Origin of the sequence: Pseudoroseomonas sp. WGS1072 (assembly GCF_049340465.1) — a bacterium.
Lineage (GTDB): Bacteria > Pseudomonadota > Alphaproteobacteria > Acetobacterales > Acetobacteraceae > Pseudoroseomonas.
Window position 1 is genome coordinate 1,192,262 of sequence record NZ_JBMPSU010000001.1, and the last position, 15,239, is coordinate 1,207,500.

Sequence of the window (15,239 nt, forward strand, 5' to 3'; positions counted from 1 at the left end):
CGGGGCCGTCGCCGGGGCCGGGGCGGCCGGCCCGCAGCATAGCATGGACCGGCCTCCCGCCCGCATCGCGGCGGAGGAGGATGGCGGCATGCGAAGGATAGCGCTCCTGATCCTGCTGGCGGCCTGCGGCGCTCCGACGCCGCCCGGCCCCTATGACGACGAGCCCCGCTTCTATCCGGGTGGCCGGCCCGCCCCCGCCGCGTCCCTCAGCCCCGGACAGGCGGCCCGCGACCGGGCGGCCGAACTGGCCTGCATCCGGCAGGGAGAGGCCGCCGAGGCCGCCCAGCCCTGGCTCGGCGCGCTCAGCATGCGGGCGGCGGTGATCGGCGCGCGGGTGCGCAACGACTGCCTCGACGCCTACCGGCGGAACGGCGCGCCGCCCGGCTGATCCCGCTCAGCCGGCCAGGCGGCAGAACATCAGCTCGTGCTTGTTGTGCGCGCCATGGAAAAGCTGCGCGCCGGGGATGGCGGCGAATTCCGCCGCCGTGTCGTGGTCGGTCTCGCCCTGGAACTTGAGGGTGCAGACGAAGTTCCGCGCCCGCCCTGCCTCCATCCAGCGCCGCACCAGCGCCAGCAGCCGCGCCGGGTAGCAGATGATGTCACTGAACAGCCAGTCCACCGGCGGGTGCTTCTCCGGCTCCAGGCCGAAGGCGCTCTCGGTGCGGATGGTGACATTGGGCAGCGCCGCCACGGCCGGGTCCATCGCCGCCTTGTCCACCGCCGTCACCGCCCCGCCGAGTTGCGCCAGCGCCCAGCTCCAGCCGCCCGGCGCGGCGCCGAGGTCGAGGCTGGTCTCGCCCGGGCCGGGCCAGCGGCCGATCCGCGTCAGCGCCTCCCAGAGCTTGAGATAGGCACGGGAGGGCGGACCCTCGCGATCCTCCTCGAAGCGCACGGCGCCGTTCACGAAGGGGCTGGTCTTGGTCGGGCTGGCCAGCAGCCGGTCGGGCGCGAGCAGGGTCCAGGCGCCGAGATGCCCGGCCGGCGCCGGCTCGGGGAAGCGCAGCGGCCGCGCCTTGACCGGCGGCAGCGCCTGCTGGATCAGCGTGGCGCGGCGGTGGTGCAGCACCGGCTCCAGCGCCCAGTTGCGCTGGATGGCGCGCAACGCCCCGGCCGCCGCCTTGATCGAGGGGGCGGGGATCTCGCGCGGATCGGTCCAGACATCCAGCGCCCAGGCGGAGGCCACCGGCGCCGCCCCGGTCAGCGCCAGGCGGCCGTGCCAGGCGGCGATGGCGACATCCGCCCGCCGCAGCTCCTCCTCCAGCTCCGGCTCGAAGCCCTCGGCGGCGAGATAGGCAGCCCGGATGCCGCTCATCCCCGCGGGGCCCGCAGCGCCGACAGGGCGAGCAGCAGCCAGCCCAGCATCAGGAGGGTGCCGCCGAGCGGCGCGATGCCCAGCGAGGCGCCACGCAGCACCAGCCACCAGATGGCGCCGCAGAAGCCCAGCATGCCGAGCAGGAAGCAGCCGCCGGCCCAATGCGGCAGACGCCCCTCGCGCCGCTCGGCCAGCAGCCCCGTGGCCAGCAGGGCCAGGGCATGCCAGCCCTGCATGGTCAGGGCGCTCTGCACCATGCCGGCCCGCGCGGCGTCGAGCCGGGGCGCCAGGCCATGCGCGGCCCAGGCGGACAGGCCGACGGCGACAAGGCCGGAGAGGGCGCCAAGGAACAGCCAGATGCGAGACATGGCGTGGATCTAGCCTGCGTTCGGCCCGGCGGCCAGCGAGGGCGACAACAGACCCGCGGGCCGCGTCGCCGCATCCGGTACCCAGCCCTCCGGCCGGCGCCGGAACAGGGGCGTCGCGAAGGCGGCGGCGACCGGAAGCCCCGCCGGCCAGTCCGCCCGCCAGCGGTCGCCCTGCGCCATGGCGACGCAGAGGCCCACGGGCTCGACCCCCGCCCGGCGCAGCAGTGCCAGGCCGGCCAGGGCCGAGCTGCCGGTGCTGATGACATCGTCCACCAGCAGGACGCGCCGACCCGTCAGGCGCGGCAGCAGGCGCGGGTCCAGCCACATCCGGCGCGCCTCGGGCGCGGTGGAGGAGGATGTCGGGACGGACAGCTCGGGGTCGTACCACCGCTTGCGGGAATAGCCGGGCGCCACCCAGTTCGGGTGGCCGAGCCGTTCCGCCACGGGGCCGCCGAGGACATGGCCGAGGGTGGGCAGCCCCACCACGACCTCGGCCCGGAGCGGGGCGGCCGCCTCCGCCATCCAGCCGCCGACCGGATGCAGCACGGAGAAGGCGGCCTGGTTGGCGATGAAGCCGGCGACCGCCACCTCGCCGTAATCCCGCAGCGGCAGGATCAGGAAGCGGCCATCCGGCAGGGGCGCCGGATAGTCGGTGTCGTGCGCCGCCGTGGCGGGAGGCGCCGCGACGAAGTCTTGCCAGTACTCCATGCCGGCCGGATGGCACGGCGCGGCGGTTTCGGCCAGGGCCTTGTTCCGGCCCCGGCCGCGCCGCGGGGATGCCCCCGCCGGTCAGACGATGATGTCGTCGCGGTGCTCGGCATGCCCCATGGTGACGAAGTGGAGCGTCGCGGCCTCCAGGTCGGTGCCGAAGGCGTCCTGGAGGTCGGTGTACTTGGCCAGGTAGTTGGCGGCGTTGAAGCCCTCGGTCAGCCGCCCCTCGGCATGGCCGTTCTGCACCCAGTGGCGCAGGCCGGCCTGGAGGTCGGGGCCGAGGACGTCGATCAGGTCGGTGTTGGCGGCCATGTAGTCCACCACATCGAAGCCGCCAGTGCTCCGCCCCTCGCCAAACCCGCTCTGCATATAATGCAGCGTGGCAACACGCGGATCGGTGCCGAGGACATCGATGACGTCGGTGTTGACCGCCAGGTAGTTCAGCGTATCGAAGCTGGTGGCGCGCCCCTCAGCATGGCCGAAGTGGACATAGTGCGCGGCGGCGGCGTCCATGTCGGGGCCGAGGGCGGCCAGCACGTCGGTGTTGGCGGCCAGATAGGCGGCGTTGTCGAAGGAATCGGCGGCGCGGCCCTCGTTCCGTCCGAAGAGGAGGTAGTGCCGCGTCGCCGTGGTGGTGTCGGCGCCCATCGCCCCGATCAGGTCGCCATAGGAGGCGAGATACTCCATGGCCTTGAAGCCATCGAGCGGGCGGCCTTCCTGCGCGCCGAACTGGATGTAGTGCCGCATCGCCGCCGTGGCATCATCGCCGAAGACGGCGAGGTCGGGGTTCGAAGCGAGGTAGCGCAGCGCATCGAAGCTCGCCGCCGCGCGCCCCTCCGCCGCGCCGTTCTCGGCGAAATGCAGCGCCGCCGCCTCGACGCTGCCGCCCAGCGGGGCGATCAGGTCCGGGTTGCTGGCGAGGTAGGCCAGGGGATCGAAGCCGGGCAGGTGGGAGAGATCGATGACGCTGTCGCTGAAGCGCAGCTGCTCGACATTGATCAGGTGATCGACGGAATGCGTCGCGGTGTTGGTCACGGTGACGACGGGACCGCGATAGGTGACGACGCTCTGGCCCGCGCTGCCGGCGAAGGTGGCGACATCGAAGCCCGCGCCGCCATCGATGAAGTCGCTGCCGGCATCGCCCGACAGCGTGTCGTTCCCGGCGGCTCCGAAGAGCACGTCATCGCCGAGGCCGCCATTCAGGCGATCGGCGGCGGCGGCGCCGTACAGGTGGTCGTCCCCCGTGGTCAGGCTGTTCGCCAGGGCGCGCAGGCCGTTGCTGCTCAGCACCTCGCGGAAGGTCAGGCCGAGGCCGCTGATGTCCAGATAGGCCTCGCCGCCATGCCACTCGATGAAGCGCTCGACGGTGCCGCCGAAGGAGATCAGGTTCAGGTTCGAGCCCTGGATCTCCAGCATGCCGTTCGGCACGGCGGCCGAGCTGATGCCGATGCGGATCGTGCTCGCCGAGGCGGAGACGATCGTGAAGCTCGCGCCGAGGGCGTTGAAGATCAGGCTGCCATTGGCGTCGAAGCCGGAAGCCCCGGTGATGAACTGAGCCATTTTTTGGCCCTCCGTTGAAGTTCTCTGCGGTTGCGAGGATGAAGCGGAATGGTTGACGGGAGGTTTGTTCCGGACCCGTTGGACTGGATTCTTTCGTGTCCCGGGGCCGGGTTTTCAGAAGGCGATGGCGAGGCCGAGATGCCACGCGCTGTAGCCGGCGCGGCCGTCCGTGTAGGCGAGGGTCGCGCTCACCGGCGCCTCCCGCCCGAGGCTCAGGCTCAGCCGGTACTCCTGCCAGCTCGGCACGGCGAAGCGGCTGCCGGCCACCCGCGTGTCGGTCACGCCCGCCGAGACCGTCACCGGGCGCCCCGCCAGCGTGCCGAGGCCGCGCGCCAGCCAGACGCCGTTGCGGTAGAAGCTGTTGTCGAGGCGGTAGTCGATCCGCGCCTTGCCCACCTCCAGCGGGCGGGTCGCGGCATAGGCGTAGGTGTTGCCGATGCCGAAGGTGAGGCCGGCGGGCAGCGCCAGGCGCAGGTCGCTGGTCAGCGAGGGGCCATGCGCCGCCGCCACATTGCCGGAGTCGTAGGAGCCGGCGGCGCCGTAGCGATAGGCAGGGGAGAGGGCCCAGCGCACCGCCTCCCCGCGGATCAGCGGAATTCGCAGGCCGAGCGCGGCGGAGCCCATATAGGCGCGGGCGCCCTCCAGCTCGTTGAGAGCGAGCGGCAGGCTCAGATAGGCCTCGGGCCCGTCCGCGCCGAAGGTGTAGGAGGCGGCCAGCGGCAGGCCATAGGCCCGCGCGGTGCCGCCGACGCGCTGCGACTGGAATTCGAAGCCGGAACCGAAATGCCAGCCTGCGGCGCGCGGCGCGAGGGTGCCGAGATCGCCCGGCGGCTGGATGCCGGCCGCGTGGCTCGCGGCGATGGACTGGCCCAGCAGAGAACCGGGATTGCCCGCGATGGGGTCCTTCAGCGTCCGGGCCACCAGGGCGTCGGCGACCTCGTACATCGCCTCGTCATCGCCGCTGCCGCCAAGGAAGGCGCGAAGCTGGCGCTGCGACTCCTCCCGCGTGGCGCCGCTGAAGGTCCGGTCGATGCCGGCCCGCGGCACGACCAGCCGGATCTCCGGGGAGTTGCGCGCCATGGACAGCGTCGCGTCCAGCCCGCGGATCGACAGGCTGCCCTGCACCGCCGAGGCGTTGGTGTAATGGGGAGAAAGGCTGGCGATGCCGCGCGTCGTCAGCACGGACTGGAGTTCCTGCACGTCCGTGTAGCTGCGGCTGGCGGGGACGCCATCGACCGTCACGTTCACGCTGTAGAGCTCGGCCAGGGCCGGCGGCGCGGCTGTCAGGCAGGCCAAGGCGGCCAGGATAGGCAGGAAGGAGAATCGGCACCGCATTCTGCGAACCCCGGATGGCATGGCGCCAGAGTGGAGGCTGGCGCCGCTGAACTCACAGATCCGTGATCTACCGGAAAAACAGCCGCGGATGCCAGTGCAATCTCACGCATATAGAACAAAGTGTACTTGGTTAATGAACCATTTAGTTTATGATGCCCCTCTCCCGGGCAGCCATGGCATGGTCTAGCCTCCGCGTTATGCCGGAAGCCTTGGGAGACTTCGCCATGCCGACACGACGTTCCTTGCTGCTCACCACCGCGGCCGCCACGGCGCTGCCCCTCGTCGCCTTCCGGGCGGCGGCCCAGACCCCTCCCGGCGTGCTGGTCTTCGCCAAGCAGATCGACGACATCATCAGCCTCGATCCGCACGAGGCCTTCGAGTACACCGCCTCCGAACTGGCCGGAAATGTCTACCAGAAGCTGGTGACCACCCCGAATTCCAACCCTTCCAGCATCGTCGGCGAGCTGGCCGAGAGGTGGGAGGTCTCGGAGGACAACACGGTCTTCACCTTCACCTTGCGGCAGGGGCCGAAATTCGCCTCCGGCCAGCCGGTGACGGCCGAGGATGTCGCCTTCTCCCTCACCCGCGTCGTGGCGATGAACAAGTCGCCGGCCTTCATCATCAACCAGTTCGGCTTCACCCGGGAGAACGTGGCCGAGCGCATCCGCGCCACCGATGCCCGCACCGTGGTCCTGCGCACGGCCGCGCCGACGGCGCCGAGCTTCCTGCTCTACTGCCTCTCCGCCGCCGTCGGCTCGGTGGTGGAGAAGGCGGCGGTGATGGCCAGGGCGCAGGGCGACGACTGGGGCAATGGCTGGCTGAAGCAGAATTCCGCCGGCTCGGGCAGCTACGCCATCCGCCAGTGGAAGGCGAGCGAGAGCGTCCTCCTGGACGCCAACCCGCACAGCAATGTCGCGCCGAAGATCAGGCGCGTCATCATCCGCCACCTCCCCGATCCCTCGGCGCAGCTGCTCGGCCTGCAGCGCGGCGACATCGACATCGCCCGCAACCTGGTGGCCGACCAGATCCAGCAGTTGCAGGGCGACGGCAAGTACACGGTGCAATCCGCCCGCAAGGCCAGCCTGCTGTATCTCAGCCTGAACCAGAAGCACCCGCAGCTCTCCAGGCCCGAGGTGCGGCAGGCGATCAAGCTGGCGCTCGACTACGACGCCATCCAGAAGAACATCGTGCCCACCACCTTCGCGGTGCACCAGGCCTTCCTGCCGGAGGGCCTGCCCGGCGCCGTGACGGAGCATCCCTTCAGCAGGAAGACCGCCGAGGCGAAGGCGCTGCTGGCCAAGGCCGGCCTCGCCGACGGCTTCGAGGTCTCCTTCGACTACGGCTCCGCCGCGCCGCAATCCGACATCGCCCAGGCGATCCAGGCCAATCTGGCCGAGATCGGCATCCGGCTGCGGATGCTGCCGGGCGAGCAGCGCGCGGTCATCACCAAGACCCGCGCCCGGCAGCACGACATCGCCATGGTGCGCTGGGGCTCGGACTACTTCGATCCGCACAGCAACGCGGAGGCCTTCAGCATGAACCCGGACAACGGCCCGGAGGCCCGCAACAAGACCCTGGCCTGGCGCGCCAGCTGGGACATCCCCGAACTGACCGCCAGGGCCGAGGCGGCGCTGAAGGAGACGGATGCCGCCCGGCGCTCGGAGATGTACGTGGCGCTGCAGAAGGACCACCAGCAGCAGTCGCCCTTCGTCATCATGCTGCAGGAGATCGAGGTGGCCGTCGCCCGCGCCGGCGTGACCGGCTTCGACATGGGCCCGATGAACGACCGCCATTCCTACACGAACATCACCAAGGCATGACGCCATCCGACTCCGGCCGGGCGGCGGTGCCGTCCGGCGGCGCCCCGGCGCGGAGGCGCCCCTCCGCGGCGCGGCGGCGGCTGGCGGCGCTGTCCGGCACGCTGGCCAGCGTGCCGATCACCCTTCTCGGCCTCGCCCTCGTCACCTTCCTGATCGGCCGCGTGGTGCCGATCGACCCGGTGCTCGCCATCGTCGGCGACCGCGCGCCGGCGGATGTGGTGGAGCGCGCCCGGCTGGAGCTCGGCCTCGACCAGCCGCTCCACATCCAGTTCTGGCGCTACCTCGGGCAGATCGTGAGCGGCGACCTCGGCCGCTCGGTGATGACGGCCAATCCTGTGACGCAGGACATCGCCCGCTTCTTTCCCGCCACCTTCGAGCTGGCCACGGTGGCGATCGTTCTCGCGGTGCTGATCGGCGTTCCGCTCGGCGTGCTGGCGGCGACGCGGCAGGGAAGCTGGATCGACCAGGGCGTGCGGCTGTTCTGCCTCGCCGGCCATTCCCTGCCGGTCTTCGTGCTCGGCCTGCTCTCGCTGCTGCTGTTCTACGCGCGGCTCGGCTGGGCGCCCGGCCCCGGGCGGCAGAGCATCTTCTACGAGGGCATGGTGGAGGAGCGCAGCGGCATCCTCACCCTGGACACCGCGCTCGCCGGCGACTGGGGCGCCTTCCAGGATGCGCTGGCGCATCTGGCGCAGCCGGCCGGGGTGCTGGCGCTGTTCAGCCTGGCCTATATCGCGCGCATGACGCGGGCCTTCATGCTGGCCGAGCTGAAGAGCGAATACGTCATCACCGCCCGCGCCAAGGGGCTGTCGGGGGCGCGCATCGTCTGGCTCCATGCCTTCCGCAACATCGCCGTGCCGCTGGTGACGGTGCTGGCCATGACCTATGCCGGGCTGCTGGAGGGCGCGGTGCTGACCGAGACGATCTTCGCCTGGCCGGGCCTCGGCCAGTACCTCACCGTCTCGCTGCTGAACGCCGACATGAACGCGGTGCTGGGCGCCACGCTGGTGGTCGGGCTGATCTATGTCGCCCTCAACCTGCTGGCCGATCTGCTCTACCGCCTGCTCGATCCGAGGGTGAGGTAGCCCATGTCCGCGTCATCCTCCGCCCCCGTCTCCTGGCGCGCCTGGCTGCTCTCCGATGCGCCGGCCTCGCGCGCGCAGGCGAAATGGGGCCGGCGCTACCAGCTCTGGCTGGCCTTCCGGCGCAACGGCCTCGCCGTCGCCGGGCTGGTCATCGTGCTGGCCATGCTGCTGCTCTCCCTCGCCGCGCCGCTGCTGGCGCCGCAGGATCCCGGCGCGCAGGCGCTGGCCAACCGCCTGCAGCCGCCCTCGGCGGCGCATTGGCTCGGCACCGACGAGCTGGGCCGCGACGTCTGGTCGCGCTTGCTGCATGGCGGGCGCGTCACGCTCGGCATGGTCGTCGCCGTGGTGGTGCTGGTGGCGCCGCTGGGCCTCGTCATCGGCTGCGTCGCCGGCTATGCGGGGGGCCTGCTCGACAAGGTGCTGATGCGCGTCACCGATGTCTTCCTGGCCTTCCCGCGGCTGATCCTGGCCCTGGCCTTCGTCGCCGCCATGAAGCCCGGCGTGGAGAGCGCCGTCATCGCCATCGCGCTCACCGCCTGGCCGCCCTATGCCCGGCTGGCGCGGGCCGAGACGCTGACCATCCGCAACACCGACTACATCGCCGCGGTGCGGATGACCGGCGCCTCGCCCTGGCGCGTCATCTGGCGGCATGTCGCGCCGATGTGCCTGCCCTCGCTCACCGTGCGCGTGACGCTCGACATGTCCTCGATCATCCTGACGGCGGCCGGCCTCGGCTTCCTGGGCCTCGGCGCCCAGCCGCCGATCCCGGAATGGGGCACCATGATCGCCACGGCGCGGCGCTTCATCCTGGAGCAGTGGTGGGTTCCGGTGATCCCGGGGCTCGCCATCTTCATCGCCTCCCTCGCCTTCAACCTGCTGGGCGACGGGCTGCGCGACGTGCTGGACCCGAAGCAGCGGTGAGCGGCGCCATGGCAGGCCCCCCCGACAGGGCCCCCCACCGGCCCCCCCACCGTCCCCTGGTCGAGATCCGCGACCTGCGCGTGGACTTTCCCCATCCCTCCGGCTTCACCCGGGCGGTGCGCGGCATCTCCCTCAGCCTCGGGCGGGAGAAGCTCGGCATCGTCGGCGAGAGCGGCTCGGGCAAGTCGGTGACGGGGCGGGCGCTGATGCGGCTGCTGCCCGGCTCGGCCCGCGTGACGGCCGAGGCGCTGCGCTTCGACGGCATCGATGTGCTGGCCGCCTCGGAGCGGCAGATGCGCAGCCTGCGCGGCGGCCGCATCGGCCTGATCCTGCAGGACCCGAAATACAGCCTGAACCCGGTGATGACGGTCGGCCGGCAGATCGCCGAGGCCTGGCTCGCCCACAGGAAGGGCAGCCGGCGCGAGGCCCGGGACGTGGCGCTGTCGCTGCTGGAGCAGGTGCGCATCCGCGAGCCGGGGCGCGTGCTGGACGCCTATCCGCACGAGATCTCGGGTGGCATGGGGCAGCGCGTGATGATCGCCATGATGCTGGCGCCGGAGCCGGACATGCTGATCGCCGACGAGCCGACCAGCGCCCTCGATGCCAGCGTGCAGGCGGAGATCTTGCGGCTGATCGAGGATCTGGTCTCGGCCCGCGGCATGGGGCTGATGCTGATCAGCCACGATCTGCCGCTGGTCGCGCGCTTCTGCGACCGGGTGGCGGTGATGTATGCCGGACAGGTGATGGAGGAGCTGCCCGCGCGCGATCTGCACCGGGCTGAGCATCCCTATACCCGCGGCCTGCTGGACTGCATGCCGAGCCTCGACCACCCGCGCGCCCGCCTGCCGACGCTGGACCGCGACCCCGCCTGGCTGGAGCCGCGCGCATGATCTCCATCCGGCATCTCGACGTGCATTTCGGCAGCAGCCACGTGGTGCGCGACATCTCCTTCGGGATCGGCGCGGGCGAGACCTACGGGCTGGTGGGCGAGAGCGGCTCGGGCAAGTCCACCGTGCTGCGCACCATCGCCGGGCTCAACGCGGACTGGCAGGGGGAGATGACGCTCGGCGGCAAGGCCTTGGGCGCCCGGCGCGACCGCGCCTTCTTCAAGACGGTCCAGATGGTCTTCCAGGATCCCTATGGCTCGCTGCATCCGCGCCAGACGGTGGACCGCATCCTGGCCGAGCCGCTGGCGATCCATGGCATCCCCGATGCCGAGGCGCGCATCGCCCGGGCGCTCTCCGAAGTGGCGCTGCCGCGCACCGCCCGCTTCCGTTTCCCGCACCAGCTGTCCGGCGGGCAGCGGCAGCGCGTCGCCATCGCCCGCGCCCTGATCGCCGATCCCGCCGTGCTGCTGCTCGATGAGCCGACCAGCGCGCTGGACGTCTCGGTGCAGGCGGAGGTGCTGAACCTGCTGGCCGACCTGCGGCAGGCGCGGCAGCTCACCTGCATCCTCGTCTCGCACAACCTGGCGGTGGTGGCGCATCTCTGCGGCCGCCTGGCGGTGATGCAGGGGGGGCGGATCGTCGAGGAGCTGAGCGCGGCGCAACTCCGCGCCGGGGAGGCCCGGCACCCGCATACGCGCGAGCTGATCGCCCTGTCGCACGAGCTGGCGGCCTGAGGTGGCCGCCAGGGCGCGCGGATGGCTTGCCGGGCGCCCTGCACTGATGTGAACTGTCGACAGGAGAGCGGGGTATGGAACGCCCGCCCGGAGGAGCGTCGATGGTATCACGTCGTGAGACGCTGGGGCTGATGGCCTCGGCCCCGTTGCTGGGGGCCCGGCCGGCCCTCGCCCAGGCCGATTATCCCAGCCGCGCCATGGTCGTGCTGGTCGGATTTGCCCCTGGCGGCGGCACGGACATCATTGCGAGGCTGCTGGCCCCCTCCCTGCAGGCCAGTTTCGGGCAGCCGGTCACGGTCGAGAACCGCCCCGGGGCCAGCGGCACCGTGGCGGCCGCGGCGGCGGCGCGCTCCCGCCCCGATGGCTATACGCTTCTGATGGGCACGGTCAGCACCCAGGCGGTGGTCGGACCCCTGATGCGGCAGCCGCCCTATGACCAGATGCGCGACTTCACCCCCATCACGCTGGCCGGCACGGTGCCGCTGGTGGCGGTGGTTCCGGCCAAGGCCCCCTATCGCGACCTCCAGGGCCTGATCGAATACGCCCGCGCGCATCCCGGCCAGCTCAACTACGCCTCGTCCGGCATCGGCACGCAGCAGCATCTGGCGGCGGAAATGCTTTGCCAGGCGGCGGATATCCGCATGACCCATGTGCCTTATCGCGGCACGGGACCCGTGGTGAACGACCTGCTGGCCGGCACGCTGGATCTGGCCATCGACACCATGCCGACGCACCTGCCGCATCTGCGCGCGGGCAGCACGCGCGCCCTGGCAGTAACCTTGCCGCAGCGCGTCGCCGCCCTGCCGGATGTGCCGACGGTGGCGGAGAGCGGCTTTCCCGGCTTCGAGATCAATGTCTGGTACATGCTGCTTGGCCCGGCCGGATTGCCGGATGCCGTGGTGAAGCGTTGGTCGGAAGCGATGCAGGCGGCCCTGCGCGACCCGGCCAACCGTGCCAGGCTGGAGGAAGCGGGCTTCATTCCCGGTGGCGGCTCGGTGCAGGACGCGGCCGAACTGGTGCGGCGGGAGGCGGAACGCTACGCGGCGCTGGCCCAGCGGGCCGGCATCCGCATCGAATAGGGCCGGAGGCGGTTGCGGCCCGGAGTCGGGGCAGGCATGTATGCCGCTTCGAAGCCGAGATATCATCGCGAGGATTCATGCGCAGAGGCCGCGCCAAGAGCATTCCGAAGAGCCAGACCCGCCGTCCCGCGGAGGCGGCGGGGGAAGTCGCGCGGCTGCGGCAGGAGCTCCAGGAGGCGCGCGCCCTGCTGCGGGAATTGGCGGAAGGCGGCGGCTCCGTGGTCGCCAAGCGCTTGGCCAGCCTGGAAGAGGAGCGCCAGATCGCCCGTGGTCAGGCTGTCGAGGCAGCCATGGCCAAGTCGAAAGCGGAAGGGGAGTTGCGCCGGCTTCAGGCCGCGATCGACAAGGCGCCGGGATTCCGGGGCTGGCTGCTGCGGCGGGCGCGCCGCCGCCTGGAGACGGGCTGAGCCGGGCGCGTTACCCGGCTTTCCAGCCCCCCATGGCGGAATGGCCCGCGACTATTGTCTGCGGGCTTTGTGTGTATGGTGTGGGGATGATGGATGCGGGGACAGGATTTGAACCTGTGACCTTCAGGTTATGAGCCTGACGAGCTACCGGGCTGCTCCACCCCGCGGTGGTGTGTGTGTGTCGAGTGATGAGTTCTGGCTGGGTGGCCCGGCGGCGACCTACTCTCCCGCGCCTTGAGGCGCAGTACCATGGGCGCTGGGGTGTTTCACGGCCGAGTTCGGGATGGGATCGGGTGTATCAACCCCGCGATAGCCACCGGGCCACCGAGCCAGAACTGTCATCACGGATGGTGTGGTGAGACTGATTGGTGATATCGGGTGTGTGAGTGCGGATTGGTGCTGCGTGCGGTGTGTTGTGCACACTGCGTGTGATGGGATGAGATCGTTCGGGTGATTAGGACCGCTCAGCTGCGCCTGTTACCAGGCTTCCACTTGCGGCCTATCGACGTGGTGGTCTTCCACGACCCTTGGGGAGACCTCGTTTAGAGGCTGGTTTCCCGCTTAGATGCCTTCAGCGGTTATCCGTTCCGTACTTAGCTACCCAGCGATGCTCCTGGCGGAACAACTGGTACACCAGAGGTACGTCCATCCCGGTCCTCTCGTACTAGGGACAGATCCTCGCAAGTCTCCAACACCCATGGCAGATAGGGACCGAACTGTCTCACGACGTTCTAAACCCAGCTCACGTACCGCTTTAATCGGCGAACAGCCGAACCCTTGGGACCTGCTCCAGCCCCGGGATGCGATGAGCCGACATCGAGGTGCCAAACCTCCCCGTCGATGTGGACTCTTGGGGGAGATCAGCCTGTTATCCCTAGAGTACCTTTTATCCGTTGAGCGATGGCCCTTCCACGCGGGACCACCGGATCACTAAGGCCGACTTTCGTCTCTGTTCGCGCTGTCGCGCTCACAGTCAGGCGGGCTTATGCCTTTGCACTCAACAGCCGATGTCCGACCGGCTTGAGCCCACCATCGCGCGCCTCCGTTACCATTTGGGAGGCGACCGCCCCAGTCAAACTGCCCACCACGCAGGGTCCCGGCCCCAGCTAATGGGGCTCGGTTAGACACCAGAAAGGCGCAGGGTGGTATTTCAAGGATGGCTCCGCCGAAGCTGGCGCCCCGGTTTCATAGCCTCCCACCTATCCTACACAGCCCCTTCCTGGTGCCACTGCGAAGTTGCAGTAAAGGTTCATAGGGTCTTTCCGTCTGACCACGGGTACCCCGCATCTTCACGGGGAATTCAATTTCGCTGAGCCCATGCTGGAGACAGTGGGGAGGTCGTTACGCCATTCGTGCAGGTCGGAACTTACCCGACAAGGAATTTCGCTACCTTAGGACCGTTATAGTTACGGCCGCCGTTTACCGGGGCTTCGATTCAAGGCTTGCACCTCTCCTCTTAACCTTCCGGCACCGGGCAGGCGTCAGACCCTATACGTCATCTTTCGATTTCGCAGAGCCCTGTGTTTTTACTAAACAGTCGCCACCCCCTGGTCTGTGCCACCCCACACTGGTTGCCCAATGAGGGGTCTCGCTTATCCCGAAGTTACGCGAGCAATTTGCCTAGTTCCTTCAGCATGGTTCTCTCAAGCGCCTCGGTATACTCAACCAGTCCACCTGTGTCGGTTTCGGGTACGGTCTATATGTCAGAGCTATTTCCTGGAGTGATCCAGCAGCCCGTCCAATCCGATAAGGACGAACAACGTTTCACACTCGTCACTTCTGACAGGCCCAGGAATATTCACCTGGTTTCCATCGGCTACGGCTGTCGCCCTCGCCTTAGGGGCCGGCTCACCCTGCGCGGATTGGCCTTGCGCAGGAACCCTTGGACTTTCGGCGGGAGAGGTTCTCACTCTCCTTGTCGCTACTCATGTCCGCATTCGCACTTCCGATACCTCCAGGAGCCCTCACGGGTCTCCCTTCGCAGGCTTACGGAACGCTCCGCTACCGCTTGTCAAAGACAAGCCCACAGCTTCGGCAGATGGCTTGAGCCCCGTTACATTTTCGCCGCAAGACAGCTATTAGACCAGTGAGCTATTACGCTTTCTTTAAAGGATGGCTGCTTCTAAGCCAACCTCCTGGTTGTTTTGGCCGTCTCACATGCTTTCCCACTTAGCCATCATTTGGGGGCCTTAGCTGGTGGTCTGGGCTGTTTCCCTCTCGACAATGGACCTTAGCACCCACTGTCTGTCTGCCAGGTAGCACTCACCGGCATTCGGAGTTCGGTAGGGTTTGGTAGGACTTTGGGTCCCCCTAGCCCTTCCGGTGCTCTACCTCCGGCGGTGTTCGCCTGACGATCTACCTCAATAGATTTCGCGGAGAACCAGCTATTTCCGAGTTTGATTGGCCTTTCACCCCTAGCCACAGCTCATCCCCGACTTTTTCAACAGGCGTGGGTTCGGCCCTCCAGTGCGTGTTACCGCACCTTCAGCCTGGCCATGGCTAGATCACTCGGTTTCGGGTCTTCTGCCTGCAACTCAACGCCCTGTTCGGACTCGCTTTCGCTGCGCCTACACCTAACGGCTTAAGCTTGCTGCAAACAGAAACTCGCGGACCCATTATACAAAAGGTACGCCGTCACCCCCACACTTGCGCATGGGCGGGCTCCGACTGCTTGTAGGCGTTCGGTTTCAGGTCTCTTTCACTCCCCTTGTCGGGGTGCTTTTCACCTTTCCCTCACGGTACTTGTTCACTATCGGTCACCAAGGAGTATTTAGGCTTGGAGGGTGGTCCCCCCATGTTCAGACAGGGTTTCACGTGCCCCGCCCTACTCGAGACCCCAGAGAAACACTACGCCTACGGGGCTATCACCCGCTATGGCCGGCCTTTCCAGACCCTTCGGCTTCTTCTCTCTGAGATACTGGCCTGCTCCCCTTTCGCTCGCCACTACTCGGGGAATCTCTGTTGATGTCTTTTCCTCCGGCTACTGAGATGTTTCAGTTCACCGGGTTCGCCTCCTGAACCTA

The 15,239-nt window shown here is 68.7% G+C and carries 13 protein-coding genes, 1 tRNA gene and 2 rRNA genes (1 of these 16 cut by a window edge); 8 read left to right on the forward strand and 8 right to left on the reverse strand.

The genetic code is table 11. The features are described from left to right. Positions 1-43: 43 nt before the first annotated feature. Positions 44-388 carry a hypothetical protein gene (locus ACF3NH_RS05670; protein ID WP_422922172.1) on the forward strand — a complete coding sequence of 115 codons (345 nt, stop codon included), beginning with the start codon at positions 44-46 and terminating at the stop codon, positions 386-388. A gap of 6 nt (positions 389-394) precedes the next feature. On the opposite strand, the gene ACF3NH_RS05675 is transcribed toward ACF3NH_RS05670, so the two are convergent. From ACF3NH_RS05675 to ACF3NH_RS05695, 5 genes are all read right to left on the reverse strand, one after another. Then, positions 395-1,312: an SAM-dependent methyltransferase gene (locus ACF3NH_RS05675; protein WP_422922173.1), complete on the reverse strand. Its 918-nt coding sequence runs from the start codon at positions 1,310-1,312 to the stop codon at positions 395-397. After that, on the reverse strand, positions 1,309-1,680 hold the full coding sequence (locus ACF3NH_RS05680) for a DUF423 domain-containing protein (protein ID WP_198367693.1): 372 nt from the start codon (positions 1,678-1,680) through the stop codon (positions 1,309-1,311). The genes ACF3NH_RS05675 and ACF3NH_RS05680 overlap by 4 nt, the downstream gene beginning before the upstream one ends. Positions 1,681-1,689: 9 nt before the next feature. Further along, the gene (locus tag ACF3NH_RS05685) at positions 1,690-2,388 is read right to left on the reverse strand and encodes a phosphoribosyltransferase (RefSeq protein WP_422922174.1); all 699 of its coding nucleotides are present in this window, start codon (positions 2,386-2,388) and stop codon (positions 1,690-1,692) included. 81 nt (positions 2,389-2,469) lie between these two features. Then, positions 2,470-3,951, reverse strand: a complete 1,482-nt coding sequence (locus ACF3NH_RS05690) for a calcium-binding protein (RefSeq protein ID WP_422922175.1) — start codon at positions 3,949-3,951, stop codon at positions 2,470-2,472. A 114-nt stretch (positions 3,952-4,065) separates the two neighbouring features. After that, a complete protein-coding gene (locus ACF3NH_RS05695; RefSeq protein WP_422922176.1) occupies positions 4,066-5,286 on the reverse strand; it encodes a hypothetical protein in 1,221 nt (406 codons plus the stop codon). Between the two features lie 224 nt (positions 5,287-5,510). On the opposite strand from ACF3NH_RS05695, the gene ACF3NH_RS05700 reads away from it, so the two are divergent. The 7 genes from ACF3NH_RS05700 to ACF3NH_RS05730 all read left to right on the forward strand — a co-directional run bounded on the left by ACF3NH_RS05700 (position 5,511) and on the right by ACF3NH_RS05730 (position 12,216). Beyond that, a complete protein-coding gene (locus ACF3NH_RS05700; RefSeq protein ID WP_198367697.1) occupies positions 5,511-7,106 on the forward strand; it encodes an ABC transporter substrate-binding protein in 1,596 nt (531 codons plus the stop codon). Next, a complete protein-coding gene (locus ACF3NH_RS05705; protein ID WP_422922177.1) occupies positions 7,103-8,188 on the forward strand; it encodes an ABC transporter permease in 1,086 nt (361 codons plus the stop codon). Before ACF3NH_RS05700 ends, ACF3NH_RS05705 begins: the two co-directional genes overlap by 4 nt. 3 nt (positions 8,189-8,191) lie before the next feature. Continuing rightward, positions 8,192-9,109 carry a nickel transporter permease gene (nikC, locus tag ACF3NH_RS05710; RefSeq protein ID WP_422922178.1) on the forward strand — a complete coding sequence of 306 codons (918 nt, stop codon included), beginning with the start codon at positions 8,192-8,194 and terminating at the stop codon, positions 9,107-9,109. 8 nt (positions 9,110-9,117) lie between these two features. After that, positions 9,118-9,999 (forward strand): ABC transporter ATP-binding protein, encoded by an 882-nt coding sequence (locus ACF3NH_RS05715; protein WP_422922179.1) that lies wholly within the window; start codon positions 9,118-9,120, stop codon positions 9,997-9,999. Then, positions 9,996-10,730, forward strand: coding sequence for an ABC transporter ATP-binding protein (locus ACF3NH_RS05720; protein WP_198367701.1), 735 nt, complete (start codon positions 9,996-9,998; stop codon positions 10,728-10,730). Before ACF3NH_RS05715 ends, ACF3NH_RS05720 begins: the two co-directional genes overlap by 4 nt. Before the next feature lie 101 nt (positions 10,731-10,831). Next, positions 10,832-11,809: a Bug family tripartite tricarboxylate transporter substrate binding protein gene (locus tag ACF3NH_RS05725; protein ID WP_198367702.1), complete on the forward strand. Its 978-nt coding sequence runs from the start codon at positions 10,832-10,834 to the stop codon at positions 11,807-11,809. 77 nt (positions 11,810-11,886) lie between these two features. Continuing rightward, entirely contained in the window at positions 11,887-12,216 is a 330-nt protein-coding gene (locus ACF3NH_RS05730) for a hypothetical protein (protein WP_422922180.1), read from the forward strand. A 90-nt stretch (positions 12,217-12,306) separates the two neighbouring features. Here ACF3NH_RS05730 and ACF3NH_RS05735 read toward each other — a convergent pair. The 3 genes from ACF3NH_RS05735 to ACF3NH_RS05745 form a co-directional block, all read right to left on the reverse strand. Then, positions 12,307-12,383: transfer RNA gene (locus ACF3NH_RS05735), tRNA-Met, on the reverse strand. Between the two features lie 39 nt (positions 12,384-12,422). Continuing rightward, positions 12,423-12,537 (reverse strand): 5S ribosomal RNA (gene rrf, locus ACF3NH_RS05740). A gap of 112 nt (positions 12,538-12,649) precedes the next feature. Beyond that, positions 12,650-15,239 (reverse strand): 23S ribosomal RNA (locus tag ACF3NH_RS05745); it runs 158 nt beyond the window's last position.